28 protein-coding genes, 3 tRNA genes and 1 pseudogene are annotated in these 22,141 nt (G+C 49.0%); 12 read left to right on the plus strand and 20 right to left on the minus strand.

The window, feature by feature from the left end:
- Positions 1-43: 43 nt before the first annotated feature.
- From V4210_RS03665 to tilS, 5 genes and pseudogenes are all read right to left on the minus strand, one after another.
- A complete protein-coding gene (locus V4210_RS03665) occupies positions 44-733 on the minus strand; it encodes a DUF6994 family protein (RefSeq protein WP_338520680.1) in 690 nt (229 codons plus the stop codon).
- A gap of 23 nt (positions 734-756) precedes the next feature.
- A pseudogene (locus V4210_RS03670) lies at positions 757-1,695 on the minus strand (GTP-binding protein); the annotation flags it as partial.
- A complete protein-coding gene (murJ, locus tag V4210_RS03675) occupies positions 1,695-3,350 on the minus strand; it encodes a murein biosynthesis integral membrane protein MurJ (protein ID WP_338520682.1) in 1,656 nt (551 codons plus the stop codon). The pseudogene V4210_RS03670 and the gene murJ, both read right to left, overlap by 1 nt.
- Before the next feature lie 6 nt (positions 3,351-3,356).
- On the minus strand, positions 3,357-5,225 hold the full coding sequence (gene ftsH / locus V4210_RS03680; protein WP_338520683.1) for an ATP-dependent zinc metalloprotease FtsH: 1,869 nt from the start codon (positions 5,223-5,225) through the stop codon (positions 3,357-3,359).
- Complete coding sequence (gene tilS / locus V4210_RS03685; RefSeq protein ID WP_338520684.1) at positions 5,188-6,081, minus strand: tRNA lysidine(34) synthetase TilS; 894 nt, start codon at positions 6,079-6,081, stop codon at positions 5,188-5,190. The genes ftsH and tilS overlap by 38 nt, the downstream gene beginning before the upstream one ends.
- A 99-nt stretch (positions 6,082-6,180) precedes the next feature.
- Here tilS and V4210_RS03690 point away from each other — a divergent pair.
- Positions 6,181-6,257, plus strand: a tRNA-Met gene (locus V4210_RS03690).
- A 51-nt stretch (positions 6,258-6,308) separates the two neighbouring features.
- Here the strand turns inward: V4210_RS03690 and V4210_RS03695 are convergent.
- Positions 6,309-6,458: a hypothetical protein gene (locus V4210_RS03695; protein ID WP_338520685.1), complete on the minus strand. Its 150-nt coding sequence runs from the start codon at positions 6,456-6,458 to the stop codon at positions 6,309-6,311.
- Between the two features lie 159 nt (positions 6,459-6,617).
- On the opposite strand from V4210_RS03695, the gene V4210_RS03700 reads away from it, so the two are divergent.
- The 6 genes from V4210_RS03700 to V4210_RS03725 all read left to right on the plus strand — a co-directional run bounded on the left by V4210_RS03700 (position 6,618) and on the right by V4210_RS03725 (position 9,710).
- On the plus strand, positions 6,618-7,358 hold the full coding sequence (locus V4210_RS03700; RefSeq protein WP_338520686.1) for a hypothetical protein: 741 nt from the start codon (positions 6,618-6,620) through the stop codon (positions 7,356-7,358).
- The gene (locus V4210_RS03705; protein WP_338520687.1) at positions 7,358-7,636 is read left to right on the plus strand and encodes an ATP cone domain-containing protein; all 279 of its coding nucleotides are present in this window, start codon (positions 7,358-7,360) and stop codon (positions 7,634-7,636) included. Before V4210_RS03700 ends, V4210_RS03705 begins: the two co-directional genes overlap by 1 nt.
- A 14-nt stretch (positions 7,637-7,650) precedes the next feature.
- The gene (locus V4210_RS03710) at positions 7,651-9,024 is read left to right on the plus strand and encodes a dihydrolipoyl dehydrogenase family protein (RefSeq protein WP_338520688.1); all 1,374 of its coding nucleotides are present in this window, start codon (positions 7,651-7,653) and stop codon (positions 9,022-9,024) included.
- Positions 9,025-9,058: 34 nt separating this feature from the next.
- Positions 9,059-9,134 (plus strand) — tRNA-Ile (locus V4210_RS03715).
- 6 nt (positions 9,135-9,140) lie between these two features.
- Positions 9,141-9,581 carry a hypothetical protein gene (locus V4210_RS03720; protein ID WP_338520689.1) on the plus strand — a complete coding sequence of 147 codons (441 nt, stop codon included), beginning with the start codon at positions 9,141-9,143 and terminating at the stop codon, positions 9,579-9,581.
- Between the two features lie 52 nt (positions 9,582-9,633).
- Positions 9,634-9,710, plus strand: a tRNA-Met gene (locus V4210_RS03725).
- Between the two features lie 41 nt (positions 9,711-9,751).
- Here the strand turns inward: V4210_RS03725 and V4210_RS03730 are convergent.
- From V4210_RS03730 to V4210_RS03740, 3 genes are all read right to left on the minus strand, one after another.
- Complete coding sequence (locus V4210_RS03730; protein ID WP_338520690.1) at positions 9,752-10,291, minus strand: hypothetical protein; 540 nt, start codon at positions 10,289-10,291, stop codon at positions 9,752-9,754.
- A gap of 83 nt (positions 10,292-10,374) precedes the next feature.
- Positions 10,375-10,581 carry a hypothetical protein gene (locus V4210_RS03735; RefSeq protein WP_338520691.1) on the minus strand — a complete coding sequence of 69 codons (207 nt, stop codon included), beginning with the start codon at positions 10,579-10,581 and terminating at the stop codon, positions 10,375-10,377.
- Positions 10,582-10,646: 65 nt separating this feature from the next.
- Positions 10,647-11,294, minus strand: a complete 648-nt coding sequence (locus tag V4210_RS03740; RefSeq protein WP_338520692.1) for a hypothetical protein — start codon at positions 11,292-11,294, stop codon at positions 10,647-10,649.
- Between the two features lie 72 nt (positions 11,295-11,366).
- On the opposite strand from V4210_RS03740, the gene V4210_RS03745 reads away from it, so the two are divergent.
- Complete coding sequence (locus tag V4210_RS03745) at positions 11,367-12,629, plus strand: UDP-N-acetylmuramate--L-alanine ligase (RefSeq protein ID WP_338520693.1); 1,263 nt, start codon at positions 11,367-11,369, stop codon at positions 12,627-12,629.
- On the opposite strand, the gene V4210_RS03750 is transcribed toward V4210_RS03745, so the two are convergent.
- The 3 genes from V4210_RS03750 to trmB are packed head-to-tail and all read right to left on the minus strand — an operon-like array spanning position 12,626 to position 14,203.
- Positions 12,626-12,970 (minus strand): nucleoside triphosphate pyrophosphohydrolase family protein, encoded by a 345-nt coding sequence (locus V4210_RS03750; RefSeq protein ID WP_338520694.1) that lies wholly within the window; start codon positions 12,968-12,970, stop codon positions 12,626-12,628. The genes V4210_RS03745 and V4210_RS03750 overlap by 4 nt on opposite strands.
- Before the next feature lie 11 nt (positions 12,971-12,981).
- Positions 12,982-13,527, minus strand: a complete 546-nt coding sequence (locus V4210_RS03755; RefSeq protein WP_338520695.1) for an NUDIX domain-containing protein — start codon at positions 13,525-13,527, stop codon at positions 12,982-12,984.
- 1 nt (position 13,528) lies between these two features.
- Positions 13,529-14,203, minus strand: coding sequence for a tRNA (guanosine(46)-N7)-methyltransferase TrmB (trmB, locus tag V4210_RS03760; RefSeq protein WP_338520696.1), 675 nt, complete (start codon positions 14,201-14,203; stop codon positions 13,529-13,531).
- A gap of 24 nt (positions 14,204-14,227) precedes the next feature.
- Between trmB and V4210_RS03765 the strand changes: the two genes are divergently transcribed.
- Positions 14,228-15,133 carry a mechanosensitive ion channel family protein gene (locus V4210_RS03765; RefSeq protein WP_338520697.1) on the plus strand — a complete coding sequence of 302 codons (906 nt, stop codon included), beginning with the start codon at positions 14,228-14,230 and terminating at the stop codon, positions 15,131-15,133.
- Here V4210_RS03765 and V4210_RS03770 read toward each other — a convergent pair whose 3' ends face one another.
- From V4210_RS03770 to V4210_RS03790, 5 genes are all read right to left on the minus strand, one after another.
- A complete protein-coding gene (locus V4210_RS03770) occupies positions 15,134-15,463 on the minus strand; it encodes a hypothetical protein (protein ID WP_338520699.1) in 330 nt (109 codons plus the stop codon).
- A 14-nt stretch (positions 15,464-15,477) separates the two neighbouring features.
- Positions 15,478-16,014 carry a hypothetical protein gene (locus V4210_RS03775; RefSeq protein ID WP_338520700.1) on the minus strand — a complete coding sequence of 179 codons (537 nt, stop codon included), beginning with the start codon at positions 16,012-16,014 and terminating at the stop codon, positions 15,478-15,480.
- A 28-nt stretch (positions 16,015-16,042) separates the two neighbouring features.
- Positions 16,043-16,312 (minus strand): YtxH domain-containing protein, encoded by a 270-nt coding sequence (locus tag V4210_RS03780; RefSeq protein ID WP_138079522.1) that lies wholly within the window; start codon positions 16,310-16,312, stop codon positions 16,043-16,045.
- A gap of 48 nt (positions 16,313-16,360) precedes the next feature.
- Positions 16,361-16,582, minus strand: a complete 222-nt coding sequence (locus V4210_RS03785; RefSeq protein ID WP_338520701.1) for a hypothetical protein — start codon at positions 16,580-16,582, stop codon at positions 16,361-16,363.
- Between the two features lie 87 nt (positions 16,583-16,669).
- A complete protein-coding gene (locus tag V4210_RS03790; RefSeq protein WP_338520702.1) occupies positions 16,670-17,428 on the minus strand; it encodes a hypothetical protein in 759 nt (252 codons plus the stop codon).
- Positions 17,429-17,486: 58 nt separating this feature from the next.
- On the opposite strand from V4210_RS03790, the gene V4210_RS03795 reads away from it, so the two are divergent.
- Positions 17,487-18,020, plus strand: coding sequence for a VIT1/CCC1 transporter family protein (locus V4210_RS03795; protein WP_338520703.1), 534 nt, complete (start codon positions 17,487-17,489; stop codon positions 18,018-18,020).
- Here V4210_RS03795 and V4210_RS03800 read toward each other — a convergent pair.
- Positions 18,015-18,593, minus strand: coding sequence for a class IV adenylate cyclase (locus V4210_RS03800; protein WP_338520704.1), 579 nt, complete (start codon positions 18,591-18,593; stop codon positions 18,015-18,017). The two genes, V4210_RS03795 and V4210_RS03800, sit on opposite strands and share 6 nt — an antisense overlap.
- 34 nt (positions 18,594-18,627) lie before the next feature.
- A complete protein-coding gene (locus V4210_RS03805; protein WP_338520705.1) occupies positions 18,628-19,038 on the minus strand; it encodes an NUDIX domain-containing protein in 411 nt (136 codons plus the stop codon).
- 59 nt (positions 19,039-19,097) lie between these two features.
- Here V4210_RS03805 and V4210_RS03810 point away from each other — a divergent pair, with 59 nt between their 5' ends.
- Entirely contained in the window at positions 19,098-20,099 is a 1,002-nt protein-coding gene (locus tag V4210_RS03810) for a glycoside hydrolase family 5 protein (protein WP_338520706.1), read from the plus strand.
- A 16-nt stretch (positions 20,100-20,115) separates the two neighbouring features.
- Positions 20,116-20,292, plus strand: a complete 177-nt coding sequence (locus V4210_RS03815) for a hypothetical protein (RefSeq protein ID WP_338520707.1) — start codon at positions 20,116-20,118, stop codon at positions 20,290-20,292.
- Between the two features lie 53 nt (positions 20,293-20,345).
- Here V4210_RS03815 and aspS read toward each other — a convergent pair whose 3' ends face one another.
- Positions 20,346-22,124 carry an aspartate--tRNA ligase gene (gene aspS, locus V4210_RS03820; protein WP_338520708.1) on the minus strand — a complete coding sequence of 593 codons (1,779 nt, stop codon included), beginning with the start codon at positions 22,122-22,124 and terminating at the stop codon, positions 20,346-20,348.
- Positions 22,125-22,141 lie beyond the last annotated feature (17 nt).

Raw genomic sequence — 22,141 nt, forward strand, 5'->3', positions numbered from 1 at the left:
ACTATACCATCTTAAGTTAATTATGTCTATGAAATAAACGATTCTACTGATTAGCATACCGCTCGATACGCTTAGCCCGCAGTGTTAGCATGTCAGTCAAGTCCTGCAGATATACTGTGTACTGCTCAACGGTCTGAGGCAACGGTGACGATTGGAAATTATCAAAATCTGTTAGTATGTTAACTTGGTATTCGTCATCAACAAAATCTTGCAACAAGAAAAAATCGACATAGCCCCGAAAATCACCAAACCACTCAAAAAAGTCACCATAACGATCAAAAACATCAGCCAGCGGACTGTCTTCACCCCGATACCAGCGGGCAATACATTCTAACGTTAGGTCAAATCGATCACCAATTTTGCGATGCCAGCCTCTCGCACGATTGATGGTTTGCGTACCGCCGCGTAATTCGCTGGGGAAGATAATTTCTGAACCAATACGCCAATCAATATTATCTATTGCCGCTAGAACATCTCGTGGGGTCTGTTCAACAATCAACTTATTACGCTTCCAAGCTTCAAAGGTAGCTACTATATTATCACTTGAAACAGGAATCTGACACTGGCCGTCACTGGCTATCAAGTACGACCCCTCATCTAGCATAGTCAGTTGACGACCATTAGGCAGTGGTTTAGTCCATAGCTCAGCGTGATAGCGTTTTAACGTCAGGCTGTGCTGATCTGGGTCTTTATTATTAGCGTCTTGCCGACAGTCAAACCAAGGATCAATCATCGCTAGCCTATATACTTCTTCAACGTCACCGTATCACCCACCCGCGCTTCACGCGTGGTTTTGAGGTTGGTGACAATGTAACCAATTTCACCAGTGTCCAGCGATGGGTCGGGGATCATGCCAGGACTAAGATGACCAACTTCCAGCGCCAAGCCGTTCGCGCCAGTTGCCATCATGTGAATTGCGTCGCCTTTCTTAATTTGCCCATCAACCACCCTGACATACAAAATCACCCCACGGTAATCATCATAATAACTGTCAAAAATCAGCGCCCGTGTCGGCATATCAGCCAACACAACATCAGGATGCTCGACCGCCAGTGGCGAAGTCGGCGCCGGAATTCGCTCAACAATCGCCTCCAAAACTTGATCAACATTCTGTCCCGTTTTAGCGGAAATATGAATAATCTCACTCTCGTCACAGCCTAGCAGATTGATCACCTGCTTGGATACTCGCGGCACATCAGCGGCCGGCAAATCAACCTTGTTGAGCACCGGAATAATTGTGAGGTCCTGCTCCATCGCCAAGTACACATTCGCCAGCGTCTGCGCCTGGATACCCTGGCTGGCGTCGACCACCAACACCGCCCCCTCGCACGCCTGCAAGCTGCGCGACACTTCATAACTAAAATCAACGTGACCGGGCGTGTCGATGAGGTTGAGATCATACGACCCAGCCAGTGGCAATCCTTCCGATGAATCGATAACCCTGTCGCTGGCGTCGCCTGCGACATTCGATTCAGAGGAAGCGGTTGCCGCTGGCTGGCGGTAATGATACTTCATCCGCACCGGCGCAAGCTTAATGGTAATGCCCTTCTCGCGCTCGAGATCCATACTATCCAGCAGCTGCGATTTCATCTCGCGCTTCTCCACCGTCCCCGTCATCTCCATCATTCGGTCAGCCAGCGTCGATTTGCCGTGATCGATGTGAGCGATGATGCAAAAATTGCGGATAGCTTTCATCAGCGTCGTTTCCCGTCCAGACGTACAAACAAGAACTTATTCACTTGCCTGATGATCGGTTCAACTTCTGGCAATTTGAGCATCCGCGATATCAGACCATAAGCCAAGAAACTCACACCAGCGATAATCATAAACTTCGGAAAGGCTGAGAAGAAGCTACTGTCGCTCTCACGGAATGGCAACACCTGTAACATCAAATAACAAACGATTCCTGCTACCGTTGATGCCACGATCATACGCAACACCGCCGCCACGAACGAAGCGTCAAACAAGTGCGGAATTCGTTTTTCTAACACAACAAATAAGATCACTACCTCAATGACAGCCACTGTCGACTGTGCCCACGCCAGCCCATAGGCGCCCATTTTCAGCACCATCGATAAGACGATTGCCAGTACCACATTCAAGCCAATAGCTGCGAAAGAGATGTTTAGCGGTGTTTTTGTGTCCTGTTGTGCGTAAAATGCCCGAGCCGCCATGTGATAGATGGTACGAAACAAAATCGCCACGACCAAACACCCCAAAATACCCGCCATCATCGGATCTCCGGTGTTGCGGATAAAGTGAACAACATACCCTCGGGTGAAGAACGTTATAACGGAAACCGGCATAGCCATCCAAATAATTACCCGCAGCAATTGGCGCAAATCTTTCTGAAACAGATCTTGACGATTATTGCCCAAATGCTCGGTCAACTGAGGAAAAGCTGCGTTAGAAACCGCCACACCGATGAGGTTGATCGGCATCATGTGTAGCGTTAAAGCCTGCTGATAAGCACGAATAACACCATCACCCAGTCGGGAAGCCAAGTTCACTTCCACCAAGCTAACAGCGTAGTCCATACCCTGGTCAACCGAACGCGCTGGTAGTAAACTCAATACTTTGCGAAAACCGCGGTTACGCCAGTGCAGTTTAAACTCATAGTCAAATCCCAAACCGACCAACCCGACAGCACTAACGATGAGCTGCATTACCGAACCAAGCACCACACCCAGCGCCACGCCCATGATGCCGCCCTCAAAGATCTGCCAACCAAAGATATTGATACCATTCGTAAACCAAACGGTACCGATGATGATACCAATATTATAAATCATTGGCGCGAGAGCATAAAAGGTGAAACGCCCCACCGCTTGCTGGATGCTAGCGATGACAGCAGCAATCGCAAAGATAAATGGGTTGACAGCGATCACCCGCATCATACTGACCGCCAACGCATGACCCGACTCACTCATTCCCGGCGCAATGAAATAGCGCATTAATGGATCAGCAAAGATGATGATGAGCACACTAGCAGCCAGGGTGGTCAGTGCCATGAAATTGATCATGCTGGAGCTAATCTGCCAAGCTGACTGTTTATTTCCCTTGGTCCATCGCTCATTAAACACCGGGATGAAGGTCACACTCAGCGCACCTGACACCAAAATAGCAAACATAAAGTCCGGCACCATGAACGCTGCAGTGTACGCGTCAAGACCAACAACATAACCCGCCAGCCCTGCTTCTTTGTTGGGCATATAGGCAGCGTTCAGCAAACGGTCACGCCAAAATCCCAGCAGACTACTCAGTAGCATAGATCCTGCCAATAGACTGGCTGCCAATTTCACGGTCAGCCGCTGATTCACTTTGGTGACTGCTTGCCGAACTCGCCCCATAATCGATTATGCGTGAAGTTTTGCTTCCTTTGGCAACTTAGTACCCTTGAGTATCTCTGCCACCGCTTCTTCCTCCAAGGTTTCGTCCTTGAGCAGTGCCGCAGCCAATTTGTCCAGATGTGAACGATTGGCTTTCAGAACCGTCATGGCTCGCGTCTTCGCTTCATTGATCAGCGCTGCCACTTCTTGGTCTATCTGCTTCGCTGTTTCATCTGAGTACGGTCGCTCACGGGTCATCTTGTCAAACATCAATCCACCATTATCTTCGTGAAAGACTTGGTCACGCAGAGCCTTACCCATGCCTTGCTCAATCACCATATCACGAGCAATCTGGGTCGCGTTACGCAAGTCAGATCCTGCCCCGGTAGTGATACCATCATCGCCGTACAAAATCTGCTCAGCCACGCGTCCACCCATAGCCCGGGCCAAGATGTCTTTAAATTCATAGACGTTGGTGTAGCTCTTGTCCTCTGGCGGCAAGAACCACGTCACACCACCAGTGCCACCACGCGGAATGATAGTAACTTTGTGAACTGGGTCAGAATCTGGCAAAACGTGACCGACGATAGCATGGCCAGCCTCGTGATACGCCGTCAATTCCTTTTCCTTGTCGCTCATGACCTTCGCTTTGCGCTCTGGACCGATCGCTACTCGTTCAAACGCTTCGGTCAACTCTTCGTTGGTAATCTTTTTCTTGTTGCGCCGTGCAGCGATGATGGCAGACTCGTTGGCGATGTTTGCCAAATCAGCACCGCTTGAACCAGCCGTCTTTGCTGCCAACGCATCCAAATTAACCGTATCGTCAGTTGGCTTATTCTTAAAGTGAACCTTCAAAATAGCTTCGCGGTCTTTGCGCTCTGGCAGCATAATATTAACTCGCCGGTCAAATCGACCCGGGCGCAGCAACGCTGGATCCAACACATCTGCTCGGTTGGTAGCCGCCAGGACGATCACATTCGTGTCGCCGTCAAAGCCATCCATTTCCACCAAAATCTGGTTCAAGGTCTGTTCGCGCTCATCGTGTCCGCCGCCCATACCAGAACCACGTTTACGACCAACCGCGTCAATCTCATCGATAAAGATGATACATGGTGCATTTTTCTTGGCCTTAGTGAACAAGTCACGGACTCGTGACGCACCAACACCAACAAACATCTCCACAAACTCTGAACCGGAGATAGAGAAAAATGGCACGCCTGCTTCGCCAGCTACAGCTCGCGCCAGCATGGTTTTACCAGTACCCGGGTGGCCGACCAACAACACGCCTCGCGGGATCTTGGCACCGAGCTCGCGGTATTTCTTTGGGTTTTTCAGGAAATCAACTACTTCTTGCAAGTCTTGCTTGGCGTTATCATTACCAGCGATATCTTCAAAGTTAACCTTTTCTTTGTCTTCACCATACAATCGAGCTTTTGATTTACCAAAGCCCATGGCTTGGTTATTCTGCCCCTGACTCTGTCGCATCATAAACACAAAGAAACCGATGATCAAAATAACCGGCACAAAAGTGATGGCAACATTCCATACCACTTCACCAGTGCGTGACTGTGGCACAACCTTGACCTCAACCGGCGCGTCTTTCTTGAGGCCTTGCTCATAAATACTGCTGTTTTCTTTGATGGATTTTTCTGTTGGCTTATCTTGGTCTTTAACCGTCACCGTCAGGTCGTTGCCCTGGACTTGGATGAGTTTAATGTCACCCTTGTTCGCTCGGCTGACCACATCGCTCAAAGCCACTTCCTTCAAATTAGCGTGCTGCGCAGTTGACGCATACACTGCCAAACCAATCAATACAACAATTGCCCAAAAAAGGCCCAGTCGCATAAACTGACTGATTTTATTCTTGCCATTCTTGTTCGGCATCTTTACTGCCATAATCTGAAAAATCCTTTCTACCTAAATCAATCTTTTTGATTATAGCAGTTTTTAATGATAATTTCATCTCTAACCCTTCACCGATCTGCCAGACCGTACCGGGCTTACCCGTCTTGAGCGCCACCACCGCTCGCTCGAGCTGCGACGTCAGCAGGGAAGTAGCAAATTTTTTTCGAAGATACTCTGCTAGTAATTCCACCGCTTCAGCCATATCGATACTGATGAAAAAGTACCGATTGAGCGGCTCCATCAAAAGCTGTGCTGACTCGTCAGTAATCGCCTCGGCTAGCTCCAACTGCTCTTGCCACAAATCGTATAGCTGCTGTTTGGCATCATCCGGCAGGTTCATCAACTTACGCCGCAAACGATTACGCGTATAGATATCACTCGCGTTGGTCTCATCCTCAACCCATTCCAGCCGGCGCCTCACTGCATAGGTTGTGAGCTGCTGCTTGGTCCAGTGTGTCAGGGGCCGCATGATCCGCGAATCACCAAGCACTGCCAGCCCTCTCCAGCGCGTCCCGCGTGCCACATTAAGCGCAATCGTTTCAACCACGTCGTCCAAATGATGCGCGGTCACCAACTGTGCGTTATGCTTCTCGGCCGCCGCTAACAAAAACGCGTAGCGCCGTTGCCGAGCAATCGCTTCGTTAGCTCCCAGCAGTTCTTCTCTTTTGCCTGCAAACAAAAACCCATACCGACGAGCCAGCGCTTCAACAAACTGCGCATCAGCCCTCGAATCAGCACGCATACCATGATCAAAGTGCAAAACCACACATTGATGCCCTTTATGTGCAATAAGATCCAGCAACACAACGCTGTCAATCCCACCACTGACTGCTACTGCATATTTCATCTTTTCCATTATAGCAAAGCATGAGCGGTTTTGATATTCATAAAATCAATTCAGCTCTTGGTGAAACAGCAATAGCATGCTATAATCACCCTCAGACGTGGCACCGTAGCTCAGCTGGTTAGAGCGCAGGACTCATAAGCCTGAGGTCGGTGGTTCGGGTCCACCCGGTGCTACCAATATTGCAAGCTAAACCTCCATGATTCATGGAGGTTTTTCTTTAGGCGACCTTATTTATCATCAAGCGCTCGGAGCTTTCTCAACACAAATTCACTCATCTCTTGTGAAGTCCGCTGGTGCTTCCACGTTTCAAGTTGTTGTTTTTCGATACCTTCTAAAAACGCAGTTAGCTCACGCTCTGCAATTGCTTGCTCTGTCATGATGTATTTGTTCCTTGTTTTTGTTTAATAATGAAACCTAACTCTACATTAGCACATTTTTGACAAAAAAGCAATAGCAATATCACAAAATACTCATGATTATTTTCCCTTTTTAAACCGGCTATGCTACACTGATATTAAAGGAATATTCATATAAACATGACGTACGCCATACTCTCATCACTTGCTATCCTCCTTCTGGCAGCTGGCATTCATGCTAGTCTGCAGTTGAGTGTCAGTATGTTGACGCTGATGAGCGGCCATGCGTTAGGCAAAAAGACCCGCCATATGCTACTGCTCCGACGGATGAATAGCTTCGTGCTCGGTGTTTTTTTGATGACATTGCTACTGGCGACGTTTACGGTTCATATCTTAACCATCGTCATTAACCAAACCGTGATCATCGAACGACTCGTCGCTTCCGTTACCACCGGCATCGCAGTCGGGTTAGGCTTAGCGACCTGGGCATTTTACTATCGCCGCAAGCAAAAAACCGGCATCGTCCTATGGCTACCTCGTGGCATGGCACGCTTTTTATCAAAGCGTAGTAAAGCAACCAAAAGCAGTGCTGAAGCATTTTCACTCGGCATGACGAGCGTCATCGCTGAACTCATCTTCATCATTGGTCCACTACTAGCAGCCAGTCTGGCCATCATCAGCCTGCCTTCTGGTCTGTTCCAGCTGTCAGCCATCATGCTCTATGTCGTCGGTTCACTTTTACCATTACTTGGCATTCTGATTCTTGTTGGTAGCGGCTACAATATTGCCCAAATTCAGCAGTGGCGTGAACAGTACAAATCATTCCTGCAATTTGTCGGCGGTAGCTGCCTGTTCATTTTGGCGTTTTATCTGTTCATTGACCGCGTCATGGGGATAACAAGCATGGGGGTTGGATGGTAATGCAGATAACAATTATCAAGAAAAACAATCACCGAGGCACCGAACCATTCGATCCAGAAAAGCTGCACCGCTCAATTGTTAAAACCTGCTGCAGTGTTCGCGTGCCAGACGGACAAGCAGAAGACATCGCAGCACAAGTAACCTTTCAAGTGATTGACTGGTGCAAAGAAAAGCCAGAAATAACCGCAAACGACATACGGCGGACCGCAACAACTTTCCTTGAACCTCTGCACTCTGACGCCGCGTACATGTATAAAAATGACAAACTTATGATATAAACTAGGGGGCAACCATGGCACAAAAACCAACATTTGATTATGATATTATCGTCATCGGCAGCGGGGCGGCGGGAGCTCCGGCGGCCAGTATCTTAGCCCGTGCTGGCAAAAAAGTTGCCGTCGTCGAACGGGGAACCTTTGGTGGAGAATCTCCCAACTGGGGTGATATGCCGCTGGGTGCCATGCTGTATGCCGCCGAAGTATTTTACAACGCCAAACGCGCTGCCAAATTTGGCCTACGAACCAACGCGCTCAACTACAATCACCCGTCTCTCCTGTCCTGGCGAGACACCGTCATCAAACGCACTGGCGCAGGCGGTAATCGTTATTATTATGAAAAACAAGGCATTAGCGTCTTCTCTGGCAACGCTCATTTTCTCAGCCCTAATGAAATCACTGTCAATCGTCGCCATTTGTCAGCCCGCAAATTCTTGATCGCCACGGGAGCAACCTGGGAGAAGTCAACCATTCCTGGTAGCGACAAAATCCCTTACTTAACACCAGAAAACATCTTGTCATTGACCCGCCCACCGAAAACCTTGTTCATTGTTGGCGGCAACGCCACTGCCATGGAAATTGCCTACTTGTACGCCTCATTTGGTACCAAAGTCTACGTTGCGGAAAAAGCCAATCGAATTTTGCCAGAGTTTGATATTGAAGTTGGACCAATCGTCGCAGAAGACGCAAAAGTTAGCCGTAATATGACCATTTTGACACGATCTCGCGTGGTTGCCCTACAAAAAGAGGGACTGCAAAAGCGCGTCACTTACATTCAGGGGCGACAACAAAAATCAGTTCGCGTTGATGAAATCTTGGTGGCAGAGCAACGCGTCCCGCAGACTGACATGGGACTGGAAAACGCTGGCGTCGCCTACACCCACCAGGGCATCACCGTCAATGCTCGCATGCAAACCTCAGCACGGCATATTTTTGCTGCCGGCAATATCACCGATCCAACCATCCAAACCCACGCAGTTCTGACACAAAGTCGAACTGCTGCTCATAACCTGACCCACCGTACCGCCATCGAAGCCGACCTAACGCCAAACTTACTGGTGGCGTTCACGTTCCCTGAAGTTGCTCAGGTTGGATTGAATGAACAGGAATGCATCAAACGCGACCTACGCTACAAAACAGCTGTCGCTCCGCTGACTTTGACGGCTCGCAGCAATATCACCGACTGCCGCAATGGCTTTGTTAAATTGATCGTTGACACCAAAGGCGTGCTCATCGGCGCAGCCATCGTTGCGCCGCACGCCAGCGACCTCATCAGTGAACTCAGCATCGCCGTCCACCATCGCCTGACCGCCAAACAGCTCATCAGCACACCAAGCTGCTTCACTTCCTGGTCAGAAGCGACGCGAATTGCCGCTGGTAAATTACTATAATTTATCCCCGAAGCTATGATATACTGAACTGAGCGGGGGCGTAGCTCAGGGGTTAGAGCAGTCGGCTCATAACCGATTGGTCGCTGGTTCGATCCCAGCCGCCCCCACCAAACATCATGATGATAAAAAAACTCGACAAACACGAACTAAGACGACTTATCTATCACATCCGCCACGATTATTTGACGCTCAACAACGTCATCATCGCTGGAGCGGTTTTGATAGCACTCAGCTGGGCCTGGGGTTCGGTTGAGGCTATGCAGAGAAATTATCATTTACAGCAGCTGCTGGACAATAAAAAGCAGCAAGTCGAGTTAGAAACCTTAAAGGTCTCTTTGGCTGAGTATGAAGCCAAGTACTACCAGACTGTTGAGTACCAAGACTTAGCAGTTCGCCAGCGGTTGGGTCATGGATCACCAGGTGAAAAACAGCTGATCGTGCCATCAACTGATGTTGAAACTGAGAAAGCTGCCACAGTTTCCAAACAACAATTAACCGAAAGCAACCTCCAACAATGGACTAATTTCCTGTTTGGAGCCAACCGCAAAAGCCCATAGGGCTGACTATATTTGCCAATCATCCTTGTCTATGCTACAATCATCTATGTGCCGCGGGGTAGAGCAGCCTGGTAGCTCGTTTGGCTCATAACCAAAAGGTCGTAGGTTCAAATCCTACCCCCGCAACCAAGAAAAGATCCTCTCATTACTGAGGGGATTTTTTTCTTGCCTTATTGCTTCGGCAGCCTACCTGGTCGTAGATTATCGTCACAATAATGCTTATTGCCTGGCTTTTCAACTCTGCGTGAAAACCGTTGTCTCGTGCTATTACCCGGCTTGCCCGTCTTTGACAGTGCATCAACCAATGCCACCGGGCCCATCACACAAAAATCTTTTAGTGGGCAAGCCCGGCAGGCTATCCTAGCAAGCTCCAGCGCTTTCTGCCGTTCAGCGATGCTTCTTTCAGCAGCCTCAGCCGCACCCCTGATCTTATCAGCCCTGCCCATATCGTGCATCTTTCCCGCACCCCGAGACCGGTTGGCAGCACCAGCCAGCTGCGCAGTCTTTGCTAATAGCTTATTTCTTCCAGTAAAATTACCAGAGTGCGCTCGTTGTAGGTGTTCGTCATAACGCTGCTCAGCCGCACGATCAGCCTCTTCCTGGTCTAGCCTTGCCTGCAGCTCATCTGGATCAACATCAAGGTCTCCCCCGGGGTATACGACATCCCCTTCATCAGTTATAGCAACATGAGATGTCATAATTTCGCTCATGATTTTATTATATCATAATATATCTAAAAAATCAAATAGCTCCCCTTTTGGAGAGCTATTGTATTGATTGCGAGTATTGCTAATTATTTCTTTTTAGAAATGGTCAAGAAACCGTTGCGTGGATTTTCTTTAACAACACGGTCCTCTGGAAGATCGCATGGTGTGCCCTTGTCGTTCTTCTCTACCTTTGCAAAGAAGTAGATGGTCTGAGTCTTGCCGCCGCGCAGAGTTACTTCAGTCTTGTGCAAGTAGTACGTAACGCCCTTTGAGTTAGTGTGCTTGTAAGCCATGTGGTAATACCTCCTATTAGTACTTTACCTTATAAGATTACTACCCCTGTTGGCCCCTGTCAAGCCTAAAAACGCTTTCGGCGGCGTAAAATAAAGCGAAGAATAGCCAAGACCACGAGTCGACCTATGATGATAAGACCGATTATTACCGTGACAATCAACGACCAACCAGCAAAATCTGGTGACCAGAGGGGCGAGGTAAAGGTGTGGTAATACGGCTCAACCGGTAACGGCTTAAACTCACTCATCACCGCTTGTCCGCCAGGAATTTTTTCTAATTCTTGGTTGATGCAATTTGTATAGCGCATATCCGGCCAACGCCAGCCATTGGACCGCGCGATCGGCCCACAAACAGCCTCAGCCTTTTGAAATACATCACCATTGGCAGTGCTATTGGTACTTTCTTGATAGGCTTTTTTATGCCGCTCATTGTCTCGTTCATACGTCTTAACCAATGCAACTCTGCCAGGATCGGCATTCATGTGAGTGCTTACAAACCTCTGTAGATCATACAATCGGCTCGCCAGCCCAACCGAATCGTCCGTCTTGTCTGCAGCGTACACCGCTTCACGACGTTCCACCATGCCAACATTATTGAGCCGCAGGAATGTTGCTGTGATGAAAGCAAACATGACAAACAAAATCAACAGCTGCCATGTTTTGATCTGCTCGAGTCGACGAATTTTGAATCGGACGTTGCGTTTATCTGTCATTCCACCCCTTCTTGATCTAGTTTTAGTATAGCACACATGCCGAGCGGCGGGCGAGAGTGGTATAATAAAGCCATGCGAATTTATTTTTCAGGAATCGGTGGCGTCGGTATAGGACCATTGGCTGAGATTGCTCATGACGCAGGGTATGACGTCTGTGGCTCAGACCGATCAGCCAGTCCACTGACCGCGGCTTTGATGGAACGCGGCATTCACGTTGCCCTTGATCAATCAGGGACTTTTTTGCAGGAAGAGCATGACAAACAGCCGTTTGATTGGTTTGTCTATACCGCAGCGCTGCCAGCAGATCACCCTGAGTTAGTACTTGCTCACCAGCTCGGCATCAAAACCGGCAAACGCGATGAATTATTGGCACACATCATATCTGATAAAAACCTAAAGCTCGTGGCTGTCGCTGGTACCCACGGCAAAACCACTACCACTAGTATGATTGTGTGGACACTGCAACAGTTAGGGATTCCAGTCAGTTATTCGATCGGCTCAACCTTGAGCTTTGGACCAAGTGGCAAGTTTGACCCAACTAGTCAATTTTTTATTTACGAGTGTGACGAATTTGACCGGAACTTCTTGAATTTCAAACCATGGCTGAGCCTCATCACTTCAGTTGACTATGACCACCCTGACACCTACCCAACGGAAGCTGATTATCTGGCAGCTTTCCGCACCTTTGGTAGGCAGTCTGAAAGTGTCGTCACCTGGCAGGAAGCTGCTGCGTTTTTTGATGATGGCAATGTACAAGTGCTGACCGAATATCACCCAGATATCCACTTGACTGGTGAGCACAATCGGCGCAACGGTATGCTGGCCTTAGAAGCAGTCAAGCACATGACAGAAATTGATGAAGTAACCATCATCACCAGCATCAACCAATTCCCTGGCGCTGGTCGCAGATTTGAGAAATTGGCCGAGGGGCTGTATTCAGATTATGGTCACCACCCAGTGGAAATCAAAGCTACCCTGCAACTGGCGCAAGAACTATCGGACCACGTGGTACTAGTGTATCAACCGCATCAAAATGTTCGTCAGCACGAAATCATGACGCAATATACGGCAGATGTCTTTGAGGCCGCTGAGACGATCTATTGGCTACCAACCTATTTGACCCGCGAAAATCCAGACTTGCCAGTTTTAACACCGCAAGAATTAACACGCCACATCGTTGCTTCGCGCCCTGACGTTGTAACGTTTGCCGAGCTGGATGATGCGCTGTGGGATCACATCACTGCTTCGCTCGATACTGGAAAATTAGTCTTATGTATGGGCGCCGGAACTATTGATCATTGGGTGCGACAACGCGCCACCACGCTGGACGCTTAGCGATTATCACCGCTGCCGTGTAGCTGATGACGCTGCTTGCGGCTCAACAGTTTCTCGTTGTTCATCCGCGCTACGTCTTCCAGACTCGAGCCCAACAAATGCGCTACCGCATTGACATACCACAAGATATCCCCCAACTCTTTGAGGATATCTACCTTGTCTGACTCCTCAAGGCTTCCCTGCTTGTCACGCAGTAACTTTTTGATTTTTTCAACTACCTCACCAGATTCACCAGCTAGCCCCAATACCTGACCCATTAATTGCGGGCTGATGTCACCGTATGCGTAGTTATCTGATAATGTGGTGATGGCCTGATCTGCATAGTCTTGTATATTCATCATCTCTCCTCCTATCATTTGCCTGCCGAAAACTCACTCGCAGGTACTAATTCCCATTCGTCTAAAAACCTGTCAAACAATGACAAATAGCTCGCTCGTGTATTATCCCAGATTTGTTCAGACGGTAGCGCCGCTATGTCGTCTCGTGTCAGCCACCGCACATCCGTCGATTCGCCCGCGGCTAATTCATGGCGTGGATCTTCCCGAACTACCAGTGCGTAGCAGGTGTCTGAATGGTAATGCTCAGGTGTAATGTTGTGGGTGTTCATGAGCAGCGGCTGCGGGTGAAGTGTTACTTCTGGCATTGCCGCTTGATACATGCGCAAGGTTGGTTGCAAAACCAACAATTGCCCAGCGTCATAGCCAGCTTCCTCGCGCAGTTCATGCAACATCGCTGCCCATGGCGTTTCGTCCAGTTCTATGTGTCCACCCGGTGGCAGTAATTTTCCTAGTTTTTTATGCACATGCAGCAACGCCCGCGGTTGATCGCCATCGGTACGAATGACATATCCAGTAACGGTGTGGTCGTGTTGGTTGGGTGCGATGTGAATGTGTGGCATATTAGTTCCTTCTCCCATTTGCTTTAGCATTAACAAACTTTGTGATTCTCCCTTCGTCCAGCCAGCGCTGCTCATAGGATGTGAGGATCTTATAGTCATCAGCCAGCTCAGACTCATGCAAATCAAAGGTCAACTCCTGCAAAGACCACCCTTGGCTAACCAGCTGTTCCAAGCTCCAACAAAAAAAATCGGTGTTGTCGTGTTTGATGAGCAACACACCCTCTGACGATAATAGGCTGCGGTACACTTTCAGGAAATGCGGATGGGTTAGTCGCCGGCCAGCCGAATGTTTTCGAGGAAATGGGTCAGAAAATGTTAGCCAAATGGTCTCGAGTGATGCCGGAGCAACCAATTGATCAATTTGATCAGCCCGCGCTCGCACAAAAAAGATATTTGCCAGTCCGCGTGCCTCAGCCTCTCGGGCACCCTTTTGCAGGCGATCACCTTTGACATCAAGCGCCACAACGGTTTGTTCTGGATGACGCGCTGCCTGCTCGACCGCGAACAAGCCATTGCCCGCACCTATCTCCATCACCGTCGGCTGTTTATCTAACTGATCTTTTACCGCCAACCATTCGTCATACTCAAAACACAGTGGCGAATTAGCAAACAGTGCAAATTTATATTTCTTGCGTTTACGGGTGATGATGAACTGATTCGGATCGACAAAACTCATATTATTCATTATACTAAATCTATTATGGATACGCTTACTAAGTATATTTTAGATTCCTCCAATTTCGATGAGTGGCTGAAGCAAAATGGTCTGGGTTGGCTGATGGAGCAGCGTTTCATCGAGGCATGGAGTACGGTTATCGGCGCCATCATCGCTTACTATATTGGCCGCGTGCTGCTAAAATGGGGCATCAAAAGCGTGGTCAGGTCGACAGCCAAACATCGAGATTGGCACAAAAAAGATATCGAGAAACGTCAGGAGACCTTGATCCAGCTGCTCCGCAGCTTCTGGCGAATTTTGATGATTGCCTATGCGTTGGCAGTGGTTGCAAATAAACTCTTTTTAGTCGATCTATCACCGCTGTTTGCCAGCGCCGGAATCATCGGTGTGGCGTTGGGTTTTGGCGCCCAGTCACTAGTCAAGGACTTCCTGGCTGGTATCTTCATCATCGCTGAGAACCAATACCGCGTTGGTGATGTTGTCGACATCATGGGTGCGGTCGGTAAAGTGGAGCGTGTCGGTACCCGCTCGACAGTCGTGCGTGACACTGATGGTAATGTCCATTACATTCCAAACGGTACCATCCAGCAGGTCATCAACAAAACCATGGGCTACAGTATCTCTCGGTTTATCCTACAGCTCGATCCGTCAGTTGACATCTCAGCCGCCACCGAAATTATCAATGACATTGGCTATAAATTATCCTTGGAAAAATCCTGGAAACGAAAAATCATCGACCCACCAAAGTTTACTTCCCTGGGCGATATCACCGGACATTCAGTGGAAGTGATCATTGCCGGTAAAACTCAGCCCTCAGACCAATGGAGTGTCACTTCAGAAATGCGGCGGCGACTGCTGCGTGAGTTCGAAAATAACGACATCAAACTAGCCACGCTACCGCTCACCACCAATGGACCATTGAAAAAATAGTTATTGATTTGACTGACTTTGGGTAATTCCTAGACTAGCGTCACTTAGCGCATCAACTGAAAAATTCTGCGAGCTTGTAGTTTTTTCAGCCTCTGCTTTGTACAGCTTCATAAATTCGTCTATGGTTGATTTGGTGATTTCACCCTGCGCCGAAAATCCCTCGTCTAGCGCCTTGCCCTGATCGATCTTTGAGCGCATCGACTTGTACTCTGGGCGACTCAAATCCAACCGCGAAGCTCCTGACGCATAGTAGATAAACATCGACAAAGTCACTAAGATCGCAGCTAGCAACACCGAACCTACAATAAATGCCGGCAATTTATGCTCCATTATTTGCTGGTGTATCACTTGAGTTTTTCCTTTATCTTTTCGACTTTAGTACCATACTCAGCGATAATGTCGTTGAGCTCGCGAACTGATGATGACAATTTGAGCCGTGCATCACGAGCAATGTTGAACTGAGCATAAAAATCAGTTGGCTGATTTTTGCAATCAATCTTCAGAAGTGCTGCCAAGGCAGATTCATATTCATTATACCGAGAGGAGAACAATGACCGACCCTTTTCGAACCGACTCGTCAAAGAAACAAGGTCTGCAGCATCAATCTTGTTCACTGCTAAGCGACCGTTCAGGCGTGCCATCAGGCGCGAAGAAATATCATTGTACGCTTGACCGGTGTTTACTCGTAAAATTGCGTCACTATAATGCAGTCGACTGAGATTTCCACGAATATCCTGGCAATTGGCTTTGATGGCATCAATTCCATTTGCAGATTCGGCTTGACCATCAAGCGCTTTCACGACAACCGAGGACCCGACAATTACACCAGCAATAACCATCAAAAACGCGAGACTTGTAACAGCTTGTTTCATCTGTTCCATTGTCCCGCGTTTTTGGATTGTTGTCAAATTATTTCAGGCTTTTTTCAACATCACCTTTAACATCGTGAGCCGCTTCGGTGGTAGCTTTACCTACTTTTTGCGCACCAGACTTCAGAGAAGCAGCGGTGTCTTTTGCCACTGTTTTTGCCTTTGCTGCACACTTGTCAGCATCTTTTTTCAACTCGTTAGCTTTTTTCTTTAAGTCTTTGCGAGTTTCCTTACCACTTTTTGGTGCAGTCAATACACCAGCCGCAAAACCAGCTACCGCAGCACCTAAGACAGTTAATACTTTTTTCATAGTTTCTCCTTTGTTTGTTTATTGTTGGGTCTTACTGACGAATCCTTGCTACTTCCGCCGAAAAAGCCGAGAAGCTTCAGTAAAGACTTTTCTTGGTGACAGCCATTCTGTAGCTTGTGCAATATTGTGCGCTGCTGTTTCAGCTTGGCTGGCAATACGTTTGAGTTTTACCAAGAGCGAGATTATTATACTGAACAAGATGATGATCGCCACTGAGTGGACCACAATCACCGCAGTCATCAGTATAATAACTGTTTGCATATCTTCCATACCTTTCCTTTGATTTGTTGTTTATATTTGTCGTATCGACTGGTTATTATGATAGCATAGACGGTTTAAAATGTCAATACCGTATCGTTAAGCAATGAGGCCGTCCCGTCGCAAGCCATCCAGTGCCGTCGCAAATCGCGGGTCATCCTGTAATTCAGCGGTGATTTCAGCGAGTGGCTGCCCGCCAACATACCGACGCAAAATCTCACCACGCATCTGGCGGAGACTGCCGGTGAATTGCGATTGTTTGGTGTAGTGGCGACTAGCGGACAATTTACCCTTGCCCTGAGCTTTCAATTCATTGCCATAATCCATCAGCGCCCAAAACCACTGGCGCGGATTTGCCCGGTCCATCGTCTGCTCAACAACAGTCAGTATGTCGCGATCCGCTACCGCTTCCTGGCCCGCAAAGAAATGATTGAGATAGACGGTACGAATATTTGTCTCAATGAACGGTGTTGGCACTTGATAGGCATAATTCATGATGGCACCAGCGGTATTGACGCCAATACCCGGCAATGCAACGAGGTCATCTAGCGTAGTCACCGGGACGCCGGCGGCGATGGCTTGTGCTGCGCGGTGAAGATACTGGGCGCGGCGATTATAGCCCAGCCCCTGCCACGCACGCAGCACCTCGGTCAACTCGGCCGCTGCCAGCGACTTAATGTCCGGAAACGCTGCGGTAAACTCCATGAACTTCGTCAATACGCGAGCAACTTGTGTTTGTTGCAACATCAGCTCACTCACCAGCACATAGTACAAGGTCGGCTGATCACGCCACGGCATCGACCGGTAGAGCTCACGGCCTTTTTGATAGATCAGCGCCTGGAAATCATCAGTCGTCATTGCTTTAGTATACGCGAATAGGCCTGACAACGCCTAATTGTGCTATAATGGCACGGTTATGAACATATTTTTTAGACGATACATTTCAGAATTTGTGTACGGTGCGGTTGACGGCACCGTGACAACCTTTGCCGTCGTGGCAGCTTCGGCCGGAGCCGGCATCTCCAGCGCGGTTATCCTCATTTTAGGCATTGCAAACCTCATCGCCGATGGCTTCTCGATGGGTGCCAGTGCCTACCTGGCAGCCAGCGCTGAGCATGAATATTCGGCCCGCGATACCCAAAAACGAGCTTCGCCAAAAATCATCGGCGCAGTTACATTTTTGGCCTTTGTCGCCGTGGGTAGCGTGCCAGTATTGCCGTACTTGATTGACGTCATTGCAGGCTCAAAAGTACCAAGCACTACCTTGTTTTATATCAGCTCCGTGCTAACAGCGGCCGCCTTCCTGACGATTGGCTTCATCAAAGGTAAAGTCGGCAAGCAATCGCCATGGCGAGAAGCCGCCATTACCCTACTCCTCGGCGCAGTTGCCGCTGGGCTGGCCTACTTTGCTGGTGATGTATTGGCGGCGTGGTTGGGTGTTCAGTTATAATCCTGTGAGCATTCTGTCCTCGACAGTTGAATTGAATGTTAACTCTAGTATTTTCTCAATATCTATACCAACATCCTGATATAACTCGGTAGTATTTTTCGTCGTCAAATCATTTTTGGTATAGCCCAAAAGTTTCGCAGTGTTTATCACTTCCTCTACGCTATTACCTTCTATCTCAATGTAAGGTTTTAGTTTCGGCCAGTAGTCAATGACGACCTGGACGCCGCCAAGGTTATATTCTTGCCGTTTGTTTTCTTGATAGCCACGTGGTTTAATGCCAATCTTTGCTAAGATCTCTAGTGTCGTTTCTAGGTCAGAGACTTCAACTTCCCATTCGTGAGTACCATCAATAGCGTCAGTGGTTATTTCTTTGACAGTCAGAGTAGCGTGTTGCCCATCGGAGCGCAACCGTACCCAGCGATTTGGTGTCGCCGGAATTGTATCAAATACATAACGATGGAAATTATAATTACCAATCTCTTTAGCACCAAGTTTTGCCAATTTCCCAGCGATATCGGCTGGATCAATATCATATATTTTTGCTTCGTATTCTATATTCGATATTGATTGCATAGCCTTTTATCATCTCCTGCTGTGTTACCTTAATTTACGGCCACCACTTCAGCAAAAAATCCCGGTAGCCTGGCGCGATTTTGTCGGCAGTCTCAACTTCTGCCCGCGTCAGCCAGACGGGACCTGCTTCGCTACCATCACAGGCCTGGTCCGGCAGCTCAATATCACCGTCAATTGTGGCTGTATAGCCAAGGATGATTTTATGGTTTTTAGCAGTGGTATCATATGGGTCGCGCACATAAAAGTCAGCCGGCGTCGCATCAATGGTGATACCTAGTTCCTCGCGCAACTCCCGCTCCAGCGCTTCATCTGGCATTTCGCCAGCGTCGATATGCCCGCCCGGCAGACCAAACCCCGCATCACCCCAATGCCGCATCAACAAGGTGCGTTTGCTGTCGCTGCTATACAGCGCCACTTTTACACTGACTTCATGTCGATCATACATTACTTTCAGTATAGCCGTTTCGCTATGATTCGGCAATATATTCATGCTACAGTAGAACCATGAGTCGTCATTCTTCCTCACCTGCCATGCCCGGTGTCAATCTGGGTGGCTGGCTAGTGCTCGAACGATGGATGACGCCAAGCGTATTCACTGGAACGGACGCGACCAATGAATATGAATTATCTAAAACCGCAGATGGTCGAGCGCGCATCCAGCAGCATCGACAAACATTCATTCAGGAAGCTGACATCAAATGGCTGGCGCAAGCTGGTATACGACTACTACGGCTGCCAATTGGTTATTGGGCACTCGAGGATCAGCCACCGTATATATCAGCAAAGCCGCAGATTGATTGGCTGGTGGACATGGCTCGGCACTATAACTTACAGGTTCTGCTTGACCTCCACGCCGCACCTGGTGCTCAAAATACCAGCGACCATAGCGGTAGTGGCAACACTGGTAGAGTTCAATGGTATCAACGCGCCAATCAGCAAAAGACCACACAGATACTGCTGGATATCGCTAGTGAATACGGTGAGCATCCAGCCCTATGGGGCATCGAACTACTCAATGAACCACTAGTAACGACACGACGCGAACGGTGGCGACTGTGGTGGTGGACACACAAAACGAGCCGGAAATTGCGTAGTAAATTGCCGCCTCATGTGCACATCGTGGCGTCTGACTGCTACCAGCCAGCCTGGTGGTCGGGACGCGTCGACTCTAACACGCTGGATATACACCATTACCAGTGCTTTTCCGATGCGGATAATCAAGCGACATCGCTAACTCACCACCGTCAGGTACTTGACCAACGGTCTGGCGAGTACCGCAATTATGCCCAGCAGCAGCCACTGATCATCGGCGAGTGGAGCGCTGCCCTGCCGCCAGGCATTGCCAGCGATAGTACCGAATACGCCCACTGCCAATCGCAACTTGCCGTACCAGCAAATGTCGATGCCTGGTTCTACTGGAGTTACAAAACCGAAAGCCCCGGGGCCTGGAACTTTCGCGATTGCCATGCTAAGGGGTGGTTTGACGGTATGCTTAGCTCGCGGTAGATGGTATAATGAATATATGTCTTTTCCTAAATTAATTTACAGCATTGCAGTCCTGGTTATCATCGCTTGGGTATTGAGCATGGTGTTTCGCCTTGCCGCCTGGTTGATTAACGGGTTGCTTTACGTTGCAGTTCTGGTTGTTATCATCGGTCTTATTGCACAATTTATCAGCCAGAAAAAGCAGCGAAAATAACTCGCCTGTCACTATAGAATAATCACGGCAGATTTACGCCGCCGTGATGTATCTTATAGCCCTAATTCTTGTAGCTGTGCTGGATCAACCGTTGATGGCGAATCCATCATCACGTCAACGCCTGAGCCGTTCTTTGGAAAAGCTAAAGTCTCGCGAACATTTGTTTCGTCGATGAGTTCCATGAGGATGCGGTCAACACCAAAGGCACAGCCAGCGTGCGGCGGTGCACCGTATTTGAAGGCGTTGAGCATGGCGCCAAACTTTTCCTCCACATAGCTTTCGCTAAAGCCAAGTAGGTCAAACACTTTGTATAGTACCGCTGGGTTGTGGTTGCGCACACCGCCGGAGCAAATTTCGTAGCCGTTCATCACCATGTCAAATTGATCGGCAACGATGGCAAGCTTGTCGGCGTCAGTCGTTGCTGACTCCAGCGCCTCTAGGCCGCCCTTTGGCATGCCAAATGGGTTGTGGCCAAAATCAAGCTTCTTGCCGTGGTCATCCCATTCATAGAATGGAAAATCGATGATCCAGGCAAACGCTACCACGCTCGGGTCTTTCAGGTCGAAGTGAGCAGCAAATTCGTTTCGCAGACGACCAAGCACGGCGTTGACGACCGGGCGAGCGTCGGCGCCGAAGAAGACTGCATCGCCATCAACTGCACCGATTTTTTGCTGAATCGCCGTGAGCTCTGCTTCGCTCAAGAACTTGGCAATTGGCGATTTTGCCTCGCCATCTTGGTAAGTGATGTAAGCTAAACCGCCCGCCCCCTCGCTCTTGGCAATGTCAGTGAATTGGTCGATTTGCTTGCGGCTGAGACTGGCGCCATTTTTGACGCAAATCGCCTTGATACACTCAGCGTTTTTGAACACGCCAAATTCAGTTTCGGCAAATACGTCGGTCAATTCAATCAGCTTCATACCAAAACGTAGGTCTGGCTTGTCCGAGCCATATGTCTCCATGGCGTCGCGGTAGGAAATGCGCGGAATTGGACTGCCATCACCAACAGGCAGGTCGCTCAAATCCAGCAACTTTTTGCCGGCAAACTCGGTCGCGAGCTGCCGCATCAGCGGCTCAACTTCCTGGCGAACTTCCTCGCCGTCCTCAACGAAACTCATCTCCAGGTCCAGCTGGTAAAACTCACCGTACAATCGATCGGCCCGCGGATCTTCATCGCGAAAACACGCCGCCAACTGGTAATATCGCGGCACACCGCCAACCATCAGCAGCTGCTTGAACTGCTGCGGCGCTTGCGGTAGAGCGTAAAACTTATCTTCCTGCAACCGGCTGGGGATCAGAAAATCACGCGCGCCCTCGGGGCTGGAATTTGCCAAAATCGGCGTCTGAATCTCGATGAAGTCCCGAGTATCCATATACTGATGCATCCGTCGGTACATCTCAGCGCGTTTTTTCAGCATCTCCTGCATCTTCGGGCGGCGCAGATCGAGGTAGCGATACTTAAAACGTAAGTCCTCGCCCGCCTGATTTTCCTCGGCAAATGGTTGGATTGGCAAGGTTTCAGCACGATTGAGAATTTCCAGATTTTCCACCACAATTTCCACATCACCGCTGGCGATATTTGGATTTTTCAAACCTTCGCCGCGCTCCGTCACCACACCACTAGCACGAATCACAAACTCATCGCGCAGGCTTTCCGCCAAACGAAACGCTTCCGCCTGCTCAGGATTAATCACCAGCTGCACCAGCCCAGTATGGTCGCGCAGGTCAATAAAAATCAGCCCACCGTGATCACGCCGGGAGTGTACCCAGCCCGCCACGGTAATCATTTCCCCAACTTTTGTTGGTGTATCAATTGCAAAAGTCCTCTGTTTCATATCTGTTATTATACCAC

This window comes from Candidatus Nanosynbacter featherlites, assembly GCF_037013405.1.
In the GTDB taxonomy this organism is placed as follows: Bacteria; Patescibacteriota; Saccharimonadia; order Saccharimonadales; family Saccharimonadaceae; genus Nanosynbacter; species Nanosynbacter featherlites_B.